General features: G+C 29.2%; 15 protein-coding genes and 1 pseudogene. 9 read left to right on the forward strand and 7 right to left on the reverse strand.

Annotation, left to right across the window (positions count from 1 at the left end; translation table 11 throughout):
• Positions 1-3: 3 nt before the first annotated feature.
• From Q0820_RS06515 to Q0820_RS06525, 3 genes are all read right to left on the reverse strand, one after another.
• A complete protein-coding gene (locus Q0820_RS06515; protein ID WP_298486228.1) occupies positions 4-3,390 on the reverse strand; it encodes a TonB-dependent receptor in 3,387 nt (1,128 codons plus the stop codon).
• A 196-nt stretch (positions 3,391-3,586) separates the two neighbouring features.
• Positions 3,587-4,756, reverse strand: a complete 1,170-nt coding sequence (locus tag Q0820_RS06520) for a FecR family protein (protein ID WP_298486230.1) — start codon at positions 4,754-4,756, stop codon at positions 3,587-3,589.
• A gap of 183 nt (positions 4,757-4,939) precedes the next feature.
• Positions 4,940-5,533, reverse strand: a complete 594-nt coding sequence (locus tag Q0820_RS06525) for an RNA polymerase sigma factor (protein ID WP_298486232.1) — start codon at positions 5,531-5,533, stop codon at positions 4,940-4,942.
• Positions 5,534-5,726: 193 nt separating this feature from the next.
• Between Q0820_RS06525 and Q0820_RS06530 the strand changes: the two are divergent.
• The 8 genes and pseudogenes from Q0820_RS06530 to Q0820_RS06560 all read left to right on the forward strand — a co-directional run.
• A pseudogene (locus tag Q0820_RS06530) lies at positions 5,727-6,019 on the forward strand (IS3 family transposase); the annotation flags it as partial.
• 18 nt (positions 6,020-6,037) lie between these two features.
• Entirely contained in the window at positions 6,038-6,139 is a 102-nt protein-coding gene (locus Q0820_RS16975) for a hypothetical protein (RefSeq protein WP_366941651.1), read from the forward strand.
• 4 nt (positions 6,140-6,143) lie between these two features.
• Positions 6,144-6,443, forward strand: a complete 300-nt coding sequence (locus tag Q0820_RS06535) for a hypothetical protein (protein ID WP_298486234.1) — start codon at positions 6,144-6,146, stop codon at positions 6,441-6,443.
• Between the two features lie 500 nt (positions 6,444-6,943).
• Positions 6,944-7,873: a type IIL restriction-modification enzyme MmeI gene (locus tag Q0820_RS06540; RefSeq protein WP_298486235.1), complete on the forward strand. Its 930-nt coding sequence runs from the start codon at positions 6,944-6,946 to the stop codon at positions 7,871-7,873.
• Between the two features lie 219 nt (positions 7,874-8,092).
• Positions 8,093-9,817 (forward strand): hypothetical protein, encoded by a 1,725-nt coding sequence (locus Q0820_RS06545; RefSeq protein WP_298486237.1) that lies wholly within the window; start codon positions 8,093-8,095, stop codon positions 9,815-9,817.
• A gap of 311 nt (positions 9,818-10,128) precedes the next feature.
• Positions 10,129-11,301: a Fic family protein gene (locus tag Q0820_RS06550; RefSeq protein ID WP_298486239.1), complete on the forward strand. Its 1,173-nt coding sequence runs from the start codon at positions 10,129-10,131 to the stop codon at positions 11,299-11,301.
• Positions 11,302-11,386: 85 nt separating this feature from the next.
• Positions 11,387-11,635 carry a hypothetical protein gene (locus tag Q0820_RS06555; RefSeq protein WP_298486241.1) on the forward strand — a complete coding sequence of 83 codons (249 nt, stop codon included), beginning with the start codon at positions 11,387-11,389 and terminating at the stop codon, positions 11,633-11,635.
• A 74-nt stretch (positions 11,636-11,709) separates the two neighbouring features.
• Positions 11,710-11,985: a hypothetical protein gene (locus tag Q0820_RS06560; protein WP_298486243.1), complete on the forward strand. Its 276-nt coding sequence runs from the start codon at positions 11,710-11,712 to the stop codon at positions 11,983-11,985.
• A gap of 29 nt (positions 11,986-12,014) precedes the next feature.
• On the opposite strand, the gene Q0820_RS06565 is transcribed toward Q0820_RS06560, so the two are convergent.
• Together Q0820_RS06565 and Q0820_RS06570 are read right to left on the reverse strand one after the other, a co-directional pair.
• Positions 12,015-12,167, reverse strand: a complete 153-nt coding sequence (locus tag Q0820_RS06565) for a hypothetical protein (protein WP_298486245.1) — start codon at positions 12,165-12,167, stop codon at positions 12,015-12,017.
• 124 nt (positions 12,168-12,291) lie between these two features.
• A complete protein-coding gene (locus Q0820_RS06570) occupies positions 12,292-12,639 on the reverse strand; it encodes a hypothetical protein (RefSeq protein ID WP_298486246.1) in 348 nt (115 codons plus the stop codon).
• Positions 12,640-12,760: 121 nt separating this feature from the next.
• Here Q0820_RS06570 and Q0820_RS06575 point away from each other — a divergent pair, with 121 nt between their 5' ends.
• Positions 12,761-13,489, forward strand: coding sequence for a hypothetical protein (locus tag Q0820_RS06575; protein WP_298486248.1), 729 nt, complete (start codon positions 12,761-12,763; stop codon positions 13,487-13,489).
• A 12-nt stretch (positions 13,490-13,501) separates the two neighbouring features.
• On the opposite strand, the gene Q0820_RS06580 is transcribed toward Q0820_RS06575, so the two are convergent.
• Both Q0820_RS06580 and Q0820_RS06585 read right to left on the reverse strand, forming a co-directional pair.
• Positions 13,502-14,140 (reverse strand): hypothetical protein, encoded by a 639-nt coding sequence (locus tag Q0820_RS06580; protein WP_298486250.1) that lies wholly within the window; start codon positions 14,138-14,140, stop codon positions 13,502-13,504.
• A 443-nt stretch (positions 14,141-14,583) separates the two neighbouring features.
• Positions 14,584-16,221, reverse strand: a complete 1,638-nt coding sequence (locus Q0820_RS06585; RefSeq protein WP_298486251.1) for a sulfatase — start codon at positions 16,219-16,221, stop codon at positions 14,584-14,586.
• Positions 16,222-16,303 lie beyond the last annotated feature (82 nt).

The raw sequence follows: 16,303 nt of genomic DNA on the forward strand, positions 1-16,303 counted from the left end.
TTTTTAGAAGTTTAAATTTAATCCGAATGAGAATGAACGCGCTCTTGGGTATCCTGAATATTCAATACCGAAAGAAGGCACCCCATTTACTTGCTTATTTGCATTTACTTCAGGATCAAGACCACTATAAGGTGTTATAATAAATAAGTTTTGACCTGTCACAAAAAAACGAGCGTTCGTTAAATAGTTCCCAAGCTTTCCTAATTTTTCAGTATCTAATGTAAACCCAATAGTTGCATTTGAAAGCCTAAAGAAATCTCCAGACTCTAAGAATCTTGTGGAAACAATAGGGCTTGATCCAGGATCTTCTCCATTATTTACAACACTAGAAACAACATTTCCTCCACTATTAAAAGCACTTGCACTAAATAAAGCATTGGCCGTATTATTATATATTTGATGACCATAGGCTCCGTAACCATTTAGAGATAAGTCCCAATTTTTATAATTTGCTCTCATTGTCAACCCAATATTAATATCTGGATTTGGATCCCCAACAAATGCTCTATCACTCCCTCCGCCAGGTTGATCAAAATTGGTGTTTACTATACCATCTCCATTGGTATCTGCATAAATAGGTGTTCCACTAGCATCAAATCCTTCAAATACAGGAAGATAAAATGCATATAATGGTTGACCATCAAACAATAATTGTAAGGTCTCACCTGAAAGTCCCTGACCATTTGCAGCTCCTGTAGTTGTTCCAAAATCAACGAAAGCTTCTTTACCATTAATTTCATTCGTTAGGAAAGAAACATTCCCTCCAAATTCTAAAGAAAAATCCTCATTGTCTACAACTTTATAATTCAATCCAACTTCAACACCTGAATTAATAATTTCATCACTAAAATTTGCCCAAGAAAAAGATCCAACGGGACCAGGTTGTTGAACTGGTAATCTAAATAATAAGTCATCCGTATTCTTTGTAAAATAATCTACATTACCTGAAAGTCTGCCATCATTAATTCCAAAATCTAAACCAAAGTTTAATTGTGTAGTGGTTTCCCATTTTAAATCGGGGTTTCCAATATTTAAACGTGTAACACCGCCACCATCTAAAGGTGCAAATACTTCTCTTGCCGCTCCTGCATTAAACTGTTGATTACCTGTTTGTCCCCATCCAGCTCTAAGCTTCAGATTACTAAATGCTTCTGGTAAAAATTCTTCTTCATGAATTTTCCACGCTGCAGCAAAAGCTGAAAAAGTACCATATTTATTGTTGGCACCAAATCTACTAGAGCCATCAGATCTTATGGTTGCCGTTAGAATGTATTTGTTTTTGAGGTTAAATATTCCACGGGCAAAAAATGACTGTAATGAAATAGGTACAAATCCTACTTGATTAGATGGCACAGTACCATTTTGATTTAAAGAGGAAGGAGGAAGATAAGAAACAGATGAATAATCGGTTCTTTGAATTGATCCTGCTGCATAAATATTATTCAAATAAAATGTTTGATCATCAAAATCGAAATCCCGTAACGTAAGAGATTCTCCGCCCCCAGTATATTCTTCATAAGAGTGCCCAACAACTGCATTTATTTTTAAATTATCATTAACTGCCTTATCAAAACTCAACGTATTAGAAAACGATTGATTTGTAAATCTATTATTTTGAATATTGGCATATCCTCTATTTAAACTAGTTGTTGAATTAAAAAGCCTTGAAATAGCGAGACCTCTATTTGTATTTGTTCTATCAAAACCATACGTAAATTGATACTTTAAGTCATCTGTAAAATTAATAGATGCTTTAACATTTCCAAATAATTTTGTGGTCTCTGTATCATCATTGAAATAGTCTAACAATGCTAATGGATTTCTCTCATTCTCTGATAACTGAACATATGCTCCATCTGGATTGGTAAAAGACTGCGTTGGATTCCATCTTAATGAAGACAATAATAAATCTCCTTCTGTTCCACTAGTTTCAGATAAAGCTGTTGCCTCACTTTCAATTTGTGAAGCTGTTAAATTAGCAGATATCTCTACAACATCGTCAAAAAACTTTTGAGATACACTGGTATTCAATGTATATTTATCTAAACCTGTGTTTTTTATAACACCTTCTTGATTAAGAAGTCCTAAAGACACTCTATACTTACCTTTTTCTGCCCCACCTGAATACGATAAATTATGTTCTTTAGTAATAGCAGTTCGTTTAATTTCATCAAAAGCATTTACACCTGAACCAATATCATTAGTTGGATTAGCAGTAGCAAATTCTGAGGCACTTAAAAGATTATACTCATTGGCTACCTTTGAAACCGTAGTTGTATAAGAATAGTTAAGCTTACCTTCTCCTCTTTTACCTGATTTAGTTGTAATTATTATTACACCATTTGCTGCACGTGAACCGTATATGGCAGTTGAAGAAGCATCTTTAAGTATTGAGATAGACTCAATATCATTAGAATTAATAAAATTCAAAGGGTTTTTTGCACTACTTTGTCCAAGTAAACTACCTGTACTAGTGCCTGGCGAGTTACTACCATCATTAAATGGTACGCCATCAATAACATATAGCGGATTGTTACCAGACCTTACAGAAGAAGAACCTCTAATTCTTATGGTTGCACCTGATCCCGGCTCTCCACTAGCAGTAGTAACCTGAACACCTGCTGATCTACCTTGTAGTAATTGATCTGGCGATGTTACAACACCCTTATTAAAATCTTTTGTTGACACTACATCAACTGCTCCTGTAGCATCTTTTTTTGAAGAAGTACCGTAACCAATAACAACAACTTCATCAAGACTTGCTGCATCTTCTATAAGAGACACTGTTAAATTTGTTTGCCCATTAACAGAAACATCTTTAGTTAAAAAACCCAAATAAGAGATCGTTAAAACAGCATTCTCATCTGCAACTGAAATTTTAAAATCACCATCAAAATCCGTCTGGCTACCATTATTTGTTCCCTTTTCTAAAATATTTGCTCCTGGCAAAGGTTCTCCATTACTATCTGTAATTTTTCCTGAAATTTCATGCCTTTGTTGGTTTACAATGACACTACTTTTAGGTTTCTCTTTTATAAGAACTGCATTACTATCTGTTACCACAATATTAAAATTTCCTTGTGATAAACTACGTTTTAGTAAGTCATTTGCACCTATTACACCTTTCTTAACATGTACTTTGGAGAAATCATCGAATAAACCATCTTCATAAAAAAATTTATAATCTGTCTGATTTTTGATTAGTTTAAACACCTCATCTACCGTTAGCGTTTTATTTTCCTTTATTTCTATTTTGGAATTTTGAGATAAAATGTTATTAGGAGTAAAAGCAAAAATGCTTGTGACGAATAAGAAAATAAATGTCCTCATAATAATCATTAAGAGTCGTTTTCTATGTGAAAAACGAGTATTAGTTAATTTAATTTCCATAAATTTGAGTGTTATTTAGTTAGTTATTTAGTTAATTAATTAAAAAATAATTCTAGGGGGTAAAGTCTTATACTTTTGTCGGTTAAACTTTATCCTCTTTTTTTGTGATAATTGTTTTATTGCATAGGCTAAAAATTTTAGGTATTATTAATATTTTATTAAACTATATAAGAGACTAATAATTTTATCTCATTTTTTATTTTAACAATATTTTTTTGTCCTTTATTTCATAATTATTTATGGTACTAGATTTCATTATCAACAAAATTTCTTCAATACTTTGTTTTTTATCTAGAATACCATTGAATTTTACGGATTTTAATTCAGGGTTTTCAAAAACTATATCAACATCATACCACCTTGATATTACTTTCATTATGTCTTTTAATGATTCTCCTTCAAAACTAAAAATTCCTTTTTTCCACGAAATCTCAGCTTTAACATTAATTTCAGCAACTGTGATTCTATTATTTTCCGTGTTTAATTTTGATTGCTGATTTAAAATTAAGTTTTGTTTTGAAACACCATTTCCTATTGAGACTTTACCTTCTACCAGAGTGGTTAAAATGTTTGTCTCATCTTTATAGGCTTTGATATTAAATTCTGTACCTATGACTTCAACTTCTTGAAATTGATTTAAAACTTTAAACTTAGAACCTTTATGATTTGAACTAGGAGATACATCGAAATAAGCTTCTCCATAAACAAGTTCTACTTTACGATCAAAACCTTCTATAAATGATACTGGATATTTTAGCTTAGATTCAGAATTCAGCCATATTTGAGTACCATCAGATAAGACAATATAAAATTGACCTCCTCTTGGGATAGTCAGATAATTATATGCAATCTCAGATGAGTTAGAGTTTCTGTTTTTATAAATTATTTGTTCCCCATTACTATTTGCATTTTTTGCTTGGTATTTATTGTCTTTTCCTAACGTTACAACTGAACCATCTTCTAGGGTTAATACTGCTTTATTCGTGCCAGCCTCAATACTGCTGCTTGGTAGCACGGGAGTAGAATTTACTACAGGATCAATAGATTTTGAATTATTAAAACTGTTATTAAAGAAATAGCTTGCAGCAAAAACTCCAATGATTACAGCTGCAGCTGCATAGCTCCAATTATAGATTTTCTTTTTTTGTGATTTATGTTCTTGTGCTTTTGTGATTTTTAATATGTTTTCATGCATTCTATTTGCAACCGTTTCTTCCATGTCAGGAAAATCCTTTAGCAGTTTAGATACTTCCTCAATGGTTGGAACATCAGATAAATCTTTTGAATTTTTAAAATACACTATAATTTGCCGTAACTCATGCTCCGAACACTCACGCTTTATATATTTTTCAAATAGTTCTTTCATTTCAGTTAACTTTTATTATTTACATGAGGGGTATCTTCTCTAATTATACTCTTGAGATGTTCTAGAGTACCATTGAATATTTGTTTTTTTTTAAATTAAAAATTTAATCTTTAAAAAAAACACTATAAACCCAATAGAAATAGCAGTTTAAGGTATTTATCTTGTATTTGTTGAAAAATTGATTTACACCCAGTCCTTAAGAAATAATAGCAAGACTAGAGCTATATCACGATTATGTAACAAAAAATTACGAAGGGTTTCTAATGCCATACTCATTTGATTGCGCACGGTATTTGGAGAGAGACCTAGTTCTTTAGCTATTTCTTCATAGCTTTTTCCATCGTTTCGAGACATTTCGAAAATTATTCGCCTTCTAGGAGTTAGTAAATTTAATGCGTCTTGTTTTATTTTTTCTAATTCTGTCTCGCGAATATAAACATCTGTTGTGTTAGCATATTTTTGACTCTTATAAAAAATTTCTTCTCTTAACTTTCGATTATTAGCTGCCTTTTTAAGAAAGGAAATAGTTTTGTTCCGGGTAATTGTAAACAGATAAGATTTAATAGATAATTCAGGATTTAAAGTTTTCCTCTTTTGCCATACTATTAGAAACACATCTTGAACGATTTCTTCTGCATAAGTTTTAGAAAATAGCATACTTAAACTAAACCTATACAAATCGTTTCGATACGTATCAAATAATTTACGAAAGGCTTTTTCATTTCCTTCTATAATCTGTTCAATTAAGAGTTTTTCGATATGTATGCCTTTATCCATTACTATTTTCTTAGTAGATATCTAAATTATTAATTAAATAATTTTTATTGCCTTAAATTAAGATATTATTAATATAAGGTATTATTAACAAATAATGCTCAATATTAAGCAATTTTTATTAATTTTTAATAAATGAAATGAATAAACTCTATTAAGAGGTGTTTAAAAGCTGTTTCAGAAGAAAACGAGATTTAAAAAAGGTGGTGAGCATCTTCTGTCTGAGCGACAAGAAAAATTTAGGTTTATAAAATATCATAAATTTAAGTTTTCAGTCGAGAAGATGTGTCTAGTATTAAAAGTAAGTACCAGTGGTTATTACATTTAGTTAAAAGCTAAAACATCAAAACTTTGGCTATGTAATCAGAAGCTATCGGAACTCATTACTACTATTTTTAAAGATAGTTCTGAAAGTTATGGAGGACCAAGAATAAAAACGGCACTACAAAAATTAGGTATTATATTTCTAAACCTAGAGTAGCTAGGTTAGATTAAACCTACATTAAAATTTCTGGTAAAGAACGATTCTTATATAGAGCTCTTTACAAACAAGAAAATACTATAGACTTCCTATTAACAAAAGAAAGAAATCAATTTTACAGAAAATGAAAATTTGGAAGCATGGGTAATTTATATGCTTGAAATGATAGATTTTACTGCAAATAAAGGCTTAAAGCGTTTAAAGAATGTAACAGCAATTATGAAGATTATTACTGAAGAGGTAAAAGCAACAAAACCCAGGGTATACTCTAAAGAACTTATAGAAATCTTATTTAGATTGCCATATACAAAACGTCAATTTTTAATTGATGCAGTATTAGGTACTCCGAAAACTGTTGGTAATTATCTCATGGAATTAGAGTATGCAGGTTTTTTAATTTCTGAAAAAGTAGGTGCCAAAAAATATACTTAAACCATCATTTAATGGCCGTTTCAGAGAAAGATTAATATATCTATTTCACGAGGCAAAATGACACTGAATTTGTAGAATATAATGAAGTTTGATGTCAGTCACAGGTTGAGAGAAGAATTACAACAATTGAATATTTACAATCTGTTATCAAGGTGCGTAATTCGGTGCTTAATCTGATAATAAAACATATAAATAACTAATAATCAACACATTAAAAACAGAGTTCTAGTTCCTCTTTCTCCGCACAAAAAAACCTTAACTATCTATTATAGATATTGTTAAGGTTTTTTGTTTTTAATAATTGTACGATTTTTGTACGGTAAAGTGAATTTAAAAAAGTTCTTATTCGTTTTATTTTTTTACTTCAAGTACCTAATAAGTTAATATAAGTATTGTCTATATCACTCTAAATAATTGTACATAATAGTGACTCTCTGCTTAACATTCTGATGTGAAACTTAAAAAATTTACTAAATTTAACACTATTTTTAATACATTTTATGCAGCCTATTTTTACTCAAAATTTTCTCTCTCATTATTTAAATGAGTTTAAATTATCCAACGTTCCAAATATAAAATATATAAGAAGTGTTATTTCGAATTTAACTAAAGAACTTAAATCAGGAAAACTTGAAAGTCTTAAAGAAGAAGAATTTAAATCCCGTTTTTTAAATGAAGTTTTTGGTGATGTCTTAGGGTATAATTATGGTAATTCGAGCTTTTGGACTCTTAGAGAAGAGGTTAAGACAAAAATTGATGGCTCTAAGCCCGATGGGGCATTAGGTTTTTTTTCTATAGATAAAACTAAAGACGATGTTAGAGCCGTAATAGAAATTAAAAATGCACTTACTAAACTTGATGAGAAGCAAAAAAGAACAGATTCTAAATCTCCAATAAGTCAGGCTTTCGAGTATTCGAGTAAAATGGGAGAAAATTGTAGATGGGTAATTGTTTCTAACTTTAAAGAAATCCGATTTTACTCATCTAAATTCCAAGGTAAATATCAATGTTATAATCTAAACGAATTGTCAAATGAAGAAAATCTAAAAGAGATTTTATTTCTTTTTCATAAAGATAAATTTATAAAAAAACATTCAAAATCAAGTACCGATAATCTCTATAAAACAAATTCTTTAAACTTAAAAGAGAACGAAAAACCTAAACATATAGTTGATGAAATTTATTCTTCGCTATATAGGTTTAAAGGCTTAAATTATGTCGACCCAATTTATATAGCAAACATCAAACCTTTCAATATTTTAGATGAATACGTATGGCACTTTGAAAATGGAAACTTGGTAACCATAAACCCTAAAATATTTAAATTATTTAACGAACTAGATTTCGAGAAAGGTTTAATAAAAATTTCCAAAAAACTTAAGCAAGAACTTAAAGAGAGTAAAGTAATTGAGTATGAAGATAAACTATAATGGTGTATTAGATTTTTAAATCATTCTCAAATAAATGAAATTAGCTGTGTTGAGGACTATAACAAAGTTATTCTTAAGAAATCTAGGACTTTAGGTTTTTCTCACAAATATCATTTTACTCCGTCTGCAAAAGATGGATTTACAAAAAGTATTAATATCTTAAAGTACACAACTTGCGATTGTATTGCTTGTAATTTTAAGAATTTTAGATTCAAACACTTGTTAGGTAAATTAAAAGTAGCACAGTATAATGAAGATTATCAAACATTGGAATATGCTTATGGTAATTATCTTGTATCCACAAATAACTTTAAAAGTTCATATAATATTTATAAAAAAATTAGTGATAAAACTAAATTCAAAGAAGGTCAAGAAATAGAATATTTTTTAGCAAAATTAAACATGAAGTATCTTCATAATTTAGTTATGGAAGATGAAAGTTTGGCAGATAGTTTTGAAATCAAGCAAGAAGCAAGAAACATTGACCTTAATAAGATACTTTACGAAGAAATTGAATATAGTATAAGCGACGATGTTAGAAACTATTTGTTAAAAATTAAAGATGAAAAATTATTAATTTCCACTAAATCAAAAGTTGACGAACTAGTAAACAAAATAATTGATTTAAAAATTTATTGCGAAAACCAAACCACAGAATTTCAAAGTACAGATTACATACAGGAGCTAGCAAATTGCTATAACAAACTTCAAATTCACCTTAATAAAAACTGGATTATTTATAATGTTTATCATGAATTTAGGTTACTCTCAGCACAAGTTTTTAAAGGCTTTATCAAAAGTTATTTAACTAAAGAATATGGATTAACTTCTTTTAATTCATATTTTTTAACTCAGTTTATTTTATGTGTTAATTATCAAGAATTTCAAAAAATACTATCTGAAGTCGAGACTATAAAATTAGATGAAGCTTCTGAGCATGAAATAGTCGAAAGAATTTCTAATTTATTTGAATCATACACAGAAAGAGGGATATTTCCTCACCCATATAAAAACAAACTACTTGAAGAATCTTTAATTGATTTCCAATTTAAAGACTATTATAAAACTATAATAACAAATACATTTACTTTATTATCAAAAATTGAAATTACTTCAAATTCATTTAATTCACTTTCTAATATAATAATAGATTTTATAAGTATTGAAGATGTTCTACCTTGGTACAGCATAAAAGAATTTTCAAAATATCTTTATAAAAAAGGAAACAGATTCTCATCAGAAAATTTGAATAAAGTATTAAAAATAGCAATTGAAAGGGATTTACCTGATAACAATAAATATGATGATTTAATTAGAGTTATTTCTAAAACTATACATAAGTTTCATCCTGATGACAAAATAAAAAACAAGCAGCTAATAAAAAGAGCAATAGGCAATGTTAGTTTAACCTATAAATGGAAAAACATATCACATTTATTATTGATTACCGATGAAGCTTGTAGTAAAATTTTAAATAAAGAACTAGAGGAAGTACTAGATGAAAACTGGGAGTTCAGTCTTTATGACCACTTAATCAGAAAAAAATTATATAATTATAAAAACAAAGAGTACTTCAAGAAATATGTTTCAGAAATAATTAATCAAAAAGAAATAGGATTTACAGGAAAATTCAAAAATGGCAAGCCTATTTTTAAAGGCTTCATGTTCTATAACTTTGTTATCCTACTAAACATTTTAAATTTTGATAGAGAGGAAAATATTTTAAACGAATTTACAAATATCTCTGAATTTGAAAAGTGGTTATTGCGTCCAAAAAAATACGACTACAGTAATTTTGATACGAAATGGATAATTGCATCACAAAACGCATATATTCTGAATAATCTAAGAGGCATAGATGATTTAACAAAAGTGATAGAAGCCGAATTAAAAAATAAATTCAATCCCGTTATCGCTAAAACATTTTACAATAATTTACTCTAAAGGTTTATTATATATGTATAGATATAAAATTCAATTCTTAACTCTTAAAAAGGAAATTGGTTATATTATAAAATCTTCCAATAGAAATGAAGTAGAAGAAGTTGCTAGAGAATTAACAAGCATTTACGATTGATACAGAGCGTTTAGAATATCTTTTTAAGGAATATGAAAAAATGATTACCAAAAACACCTTATTAGAAAAACCTAAAAAGGCACGTAAAAGAGAAAGCTTAATATTTTTACAATAACGAAAGTGCTATTGTATATTTTACACATATTTTACAATAACTCATGTTTTAATGTATTTTTTTTTGTTTTTTTACAATAACAAAAACCGTATTGCAAATTTAAACCAACTTATGAAAAACTTTAAAGCAGGGAAATATATAAATCAAGGTTACTATAAAAGCTTTCAGCCAGAGCAGATTAATAAGCAATGGCTATTAGAAGATATGGAACTTCTTGAATTACTTTCAAAAGCAGATAGGCAGTTGGGAAGATTAGATATGTATAGTGAGCATATTCCAGATATAGATTTATTTATTAGCATGCACGTCTTAAAAGAGGCTACGCAGAGCAGCAAGATTGAAGGTACACAAACCAACATGGAAGAAGCTTTGTTAGATAAAGAAGATGTAAGTCAAGAAAAAAGAGATGATTGGGAAGAGGTTCAAAACTACATAACAGCAATGCAGCAAGCGATAAGCATGCTAGAAACAATACCATTTTCAAGTCGTTTAATAAAAGAGACCCATAAAATATTATTACAGGGCGTAAGAGGTGACCACAAATTGCCTGGTATTTTTCGTTCCAGTCAAAATTGGATTGGTGGTGCATCAATAGCAGATGCAGTATTTATACCGCCGGTATATACAAGTATAGATGAATTAATGAGTGATTTAGAAAAATTTACACATAATGAAACATTATATTTTCCTGATTTACTCAAAATAGGTATTATCCATTACCAATTTGAAACCATTCACCCATTCTTAGACGGTAATGGTAGAGTGGGTAGATTGCTAATAACATTATATCTAGTGAATAAGGAAATATTAAAAAAACCAATTCTCTATTTATCCGATTTTTTTGAGCGTAATAAAACATTGTATTATGATAATTTAATGCGTGTACGTACCCACGATGATATTAAACAATGGCTTAAGTTTTTCCTTGTAGGTGTTATTGAAACAGCTAAAAATGGTGTAAAAACCTTTGATGAAATATTAAAGTTAAAAGAACAAACAGAATTAGATATTCAAACGCTGGGCTCAAGAGCAAGTAATGCTCAAAAAGTCTTACATTATCTCTTAAAAAGACCAGTAATAGACGTTAATAAAATTATAAAAATAACAGAAGTATCTCCAAAAACAGCGTATAATTTAATTACTGATATGGAAGGGCTAAAGATACTTCAAGAAGTAACAGGTGGTAAACGTGGTCGCGTTTATGTTTTTAAACAATATCTAAATCTTTTTAATTAAAATAGCTTATGCCAGATATAGTACAAGTCAAATACCAACAAACAGGTAAAGGCAAAAGTACAACTTTCACAAAGTAGCTTCTGTATTGGCTAATTACGGATTTAATTCTATGCGTTTAAACGACGATTGGCAAGGTGCAGATTTTATTGCCGTGCATATTGATGGTGATGATATGCTTAAAGTACAATTAAAAGGGCGTTTCACTTTGGCAAAAAAATATATAGACAAAAATATTTATATAGCTTTTATAGAAAACGATAATGTAAAAATATATCTACACGATGATGCAATTAATAGGATGCCAGATAATATTAAAACTCAAAGTCTTGGATAAAGAATGGCTTATATACATTTAACAAAACACCTGTTAAGTATAATGATATTATTAGTGTATTAAACAGCTAAAATATGCACCAACTCACCAAAACAGATTTTAAGTATTATTTAGATTGTCCAGAATCTATATGGTTATTAAAAAATAAACCACAGGTATATCCTAAAGGTGAGTTTTTATTATTTGCAGAGAAATTAATTAAAGAGGGTTATGAGGTAGATGCCTATGCAAAACAATTATTTGCAAATGGGTTAGACTTACCAGAAAATGGTAGTCCTAAAAAAAATCCTTTAAAATTCTTACTAAAAAAGAAAACCCCAAAAACACAAGTAGTTTTTGGGATACTATAAAATTAAAATTTTAGAAATAACGCTACAATTTAAATAGGAAAATTAATGCTCCCTACTAATTCTTCTAAGCTTAGATGGCTATTTCTATTTTCAACAACATCGTGTTTTATATGGTTGTTTTTAAGAAATATAGAAATACGTTCTAACTCTTCTACATTGTTATTTATCTCTATTTTATTCATAATAGATAGCTTTTGTTAATGGTTATGGTATCTATAATGCATTTTATATTAAAATATTGTTGTTTCACAATTTTTTAAGAAAAAGCTAAATTACAAGAAGATTTATAACATAAAATATATACTCTTATTTACTATCCATTATTTTATTCTCTTCTAGGGTTGTTTTCATATTTAAAATAAAAAGGGTTCCTAGAATTAAATCCTCTAGTAATTCTAAAATAACATCATCCACTTTTATACAAATATCTATTAAACTATTGGTGGTCCATATTTTATTACATCGATCTCCATCACAAATTTCACACGTACAAGGCTCATGAGAATTTTTTACAATCTCTAAAAGATTATTAAGCTCATACTCCGACATGAATATACCTGTAGACCCAATTACTAATTGCACTCTACATTTTGCATTAGGCACATTATCCATACTAAAACTACTCCCATACTTATTCTTATATATTAATTCCATACGCACTATAAATTATTTATTTCTTAAAAACTTTATTAATTAGAATGATTCTTAATAACTTTACCGAAAGTATTTCTTATTTTTATTTATTCCAAATAAGAATAGCAAAAAATAACAAAGCATGATAACAACCTATACATCGCCTTCTGATGTTTTAAAACAAAACCGAATAACAGAACATATTTTTAATAGATTTAATATAAATGCACATAGTGTAGAAAAAATTACTGTGAACACGGCTCTTAAAGAAATAAATCCTAATTTTTTAGTTGACGTTCTAAACGTTTTTTGTTCTTATAAAAAACCAACGGTAGAGCAGTTTAACTCCTACTCTGTTCCTATTATTTTAGATTACTTAACACGTTCGCATACCTATTATTCCGAAAAAATAGTGCCAGAAATAGGACAAAGTATTACCCAATTACTACTTAATTACGACAAGGAACATCCGCTTTTAGAGATTCTATATAAATTTTATTTTAAGTATAAGGTAGATTTAGAAGCACATTTTAAAGAAGAAGAAAGTGGTATATTTTCTTATGGAAGCAATCTTTACAAAGCTGTATTTTTTAAGAAAAATAGTTCTTTTTTTATAGATTTTTTACAACAAAATTCGATTAAAGATTTTGTAGACACCCATACTAGCACTACGGAAGATTTAGCCAATATCACCAATATTTTAGCTAAATATTCTCCTCCAAAAACAAACGAAACCTCGTATAGAATTTTGTTAGAACAATTAAAAAACTTTGCGCAAGATTTAGAAATCCACGCATTTATAGAAGATAAAGTATTAATTAGCAAACTCTATGAACTAGAGCAACAAATAAAATTAGAGAGCAGTAATTAAAAAAATGAAAACTTAAGATACAAGTCTTTCTGACCTGTCAGGAAAAACAACTTCCCACTCCTGTAAAAAAATGTCCTTAATGTGTTTTGGTGTTATATTTTCTTTTTTACTTGACGTAAAATGGATAACCTCTAACGGGCTAGCACTCTCTTTTACACCATTAAGATTTATAGCTAATGTGTGTAGCAAGCGTTTACAAAATACATCATAACGGTTTGTAACTAGTTTGCCCACAAGTGTCTCCACCTCATTTATATGAGTAAGAATTAATTTTGTTAGTTCATTATGTTCCTTTGTGTACGTATAATTTATTTTGCAAGATCTACAACGAACTACTAAAAACTCTAGCTCTTTGTAATCCCAAAATTGCATTTTATTATTCTTACATTTTTTACAACAAGTAGTAGTTTCTCCAAATTCTTTTAAAATATGCTTTAAAGTTTTGTAGTTTGTTATGGTAGCTTCATTTTGCACCAACCATAAACGCAATTTTTTTCTTTGCTCCATTTGTTTTACTCCAAAATACCAAGAGAAAAATAATAGCGAAACAAAAGTAAAGGAAAGTAGTAATACCGGTCCCATATCTATTATAAAAAATAGTACAGACACTGGTTCTTTAAGATGTATATGCAAAAATGGTTGCGTACTCATGGGGGAGTTTTGATTTAACAACATAACAATGTAATAAAAAAAGTAATACCACAAACTGCATAAAAAAGTTTTTAGAAAAAAGAAAGCATTTTTTCTCTAGTCATTTTACTGCTAGCCTTGTCTTTTATTAAAGGAGTATTAATTTTAATATCTTAATAGTAATTCTCTAAAAAATGGTTTTATAATACTAACTTTAAATTTTAGTAACATACTCCACCCCTATTTAGCTTTAAATATGCATAATGGCATTAAATACAAAGAAATATTATTATAGAGATTTCTTGGTCATGCTCTAATCATTAAATACTACAAGAGAATAGAGCCCATTTATATGAAAAACTAAATTTTTTATCCGTTTTTCTTCTAATCTAAATGTTATTTTAAAAGAAAAAAACCAATGAAATAAATTCATTGGTTTTTTATTACAACACATGCTTACTAAATTAATTCCAATTTTCCTTGACTACTTTATCTATTTCAGGGTATTTAGAATCCTCCTCTTTTACTTCTTTTCTTAATTCTTTAAGTCTTGTTTTTAAGCCTGCGATAATTGTTGCATATTTTTTATCATCATATCTATTATCCATTTCATCAGGATCATTTTTAAGATCATAAAATTCCCATGCTACTGGTGTAACAAAATCGGACATAGATGCTGGGTTATGCGCCCATTCTCTAGCTTCATTATTTCTTACTTTATAATCTCTTCCGTAATAAAAAATAAGCTTATACTCTTTGGTTCTTATCCCAAAGTGAGCAGGGTTATTATGTTTATGTGCCATGTGCATCCAATAGCGATAATAAGTATCTTGTTTCCATCCCTTAGGTTCTTCTCCTGTTTCTAAAATTGACTTAAAGCTTGAACCTTGCATATATTCTGGAACTTGCCCTCCAGCCATATCTATCATAGTTGGTGCAAAATCTATATTATTTATCATTGCATTTGTACGTGATCCTGCTTTTATCTTTTTTGGATAGCGCACTAAAAATGGCATACGTTGCGATTGTTCATACATCCATCTTTTATCTATATAATCATGCTCTCCCAGCATAAAACCTTGATCACCGGTATAAATAATAATAGTATTATCCATAATACCCTCGGCCTCTAGATAATCAAAAATGCGTTTCACATTATCATCTACCCCTTTTACGCATCTAAGGTAACGCTTAAGGTATTCTTGGTATGCTAAGCTTTTATATTCTGGATCTGGAATATTTGGATCTATCTCCATATGCATACCCATGTTTCTAATTACATTTCTGTGCCCTATAGAGGAGCCAATAGTATCTAAAAGAGAATTATTTTCTCCTCTTGTTGCTACAGAGCCATTGTTTCCATTATACCACATACTAGATGGTTCTGGAATCTCTACATCTTCTAAATAATCTTTATATCTAGCTGCAAATTCAAAAAAATCATGCGGTGCTTTAAAATGATGCATTAAAAAGAATGGTTTGGACTTATCTCTTTTATTTTTTAACCACTCTAAAGAAATATCTGTAATAACGTCTGAAGAATGTCCTTTATATGTAGTTGCGTTAACCTCACGAACTAAATCTTCTTCAAAACGAATTTCTTTCTTGGTACCTCCTTCTCTACTGTATAGTGTTGGGTTATGATAATCTCCTTGCCCTGGTAATACATTATAATAATCAAAAGATTCTGGTGCGTGCTTTAAATGCCATTTACCAACCATTGCTGTTTCATAGCCTTGTTTCTTTATTTCAATTGGTAGGTATTGGTTTTTTGGGTCTAATTTTCCATTTAAGTCTACCACACCATTAACCTGACCAAACTGCCCTGTCATAATACTAGCTCTAGATGGCGTACAAATAGAATTAGTACAAAATGCATTCTCTAACAAAACACCTTCTTTAGCAATACGATCAATAGTAGGTGTAGGATTTAAAGGGGCCAACCTACCACCATATGCGCCAATTGCTTGCGATGTATGGTCATCTGACATAATGTAAAGAATATTAGGTTTTTCTTGTTTAGACTGTGCTTGGCAATAGGAAAATGCTACAGAAGCAAATAAAAAATAGGCCAATTGAATCTTAATTCTTCTCTGTTTCAAGGTTCTTCTTTTTAAGTTAAATTAATTGCGTTTTATAATATAAAAAATAAAAGCTGCCATATTTTGTATTTAATAAAATGAC

Origin of the sequence: uncultured Maribacter sp. (genome assembly GCF_947495965.1) — a bacterium.
Lineage (GTDB): Bacteria > Bacteroidota > Bacteroidia > Flavobacteriales > Flavobacteriaceae > Maribacter_B.

Excerpts from the sequence above, each read along its gene's own strand:
- Q0820_RS06515 (WP_298486228.1), bottom strand. The coding sequence starts at position 3,390 with ATGGAAATTAAATTAACTAATACTCGTTTTTCACATAGAAAACGACTC.
- Q0820_RS06520 (WP_298486230.1), bottom strand. The coding sequence starts at position 4,756 with ATGAAAGAACTATTTGAAAAATATATAAAGCGTGAGTGTTCGGAGCAT.
- Q0820_RS06525 (WP_298486232.1), bottom strand. The coding sequence starts at position 5,533 with ATGGATAAAGGCATACATATCGAAAAACTCTTAATTGAACAGATTATA.
- Q0820_RS06540 (WP_298486235.1), top strand. The coding sequence starts at position 6,944 with ATGCAGCCTATTTTTACTCAAAATTTTCTCTCTCATTATTTAAATGAG.
- Q0820_RS06560 (WP_298486243.1), top strand. The coding sequence starts at position 11,710 with ATGCACCAACTCACCAAAACAGATTTTAAGTATTATTTAGATTGTCCA.
- Q0820_RS06565 (WP_298486245.1), bottom strand. The coding sequence starts at position 12,167 with ATGAATAAAATAGAGATAAATAACAATGTAGAAGAGTTAGAACGTATT.
- Q0820_RS06570 (WP_298486246.1), bottom strand. The coding sequence starts at position 12,639 with ATGGAATTAATATATAAGAATAAGTATGGGAGTAGTTTTAGTATGGAT.
- Q0820_RS06575 (WP_298486248.1), top strand. The coding sequence starts at position 12,761 with ATGATAACAACCTATACATCGCCTTCTGATGTTTTAAAACAAAACCGA.
- Q0820_RS06580 (WP_298486250.1), bottom strand. The coding sequence starts at position 14,140 with ATGAGTACGCAACCATTTTTGCATATACATCTTAAAGAACCAGTGTCT.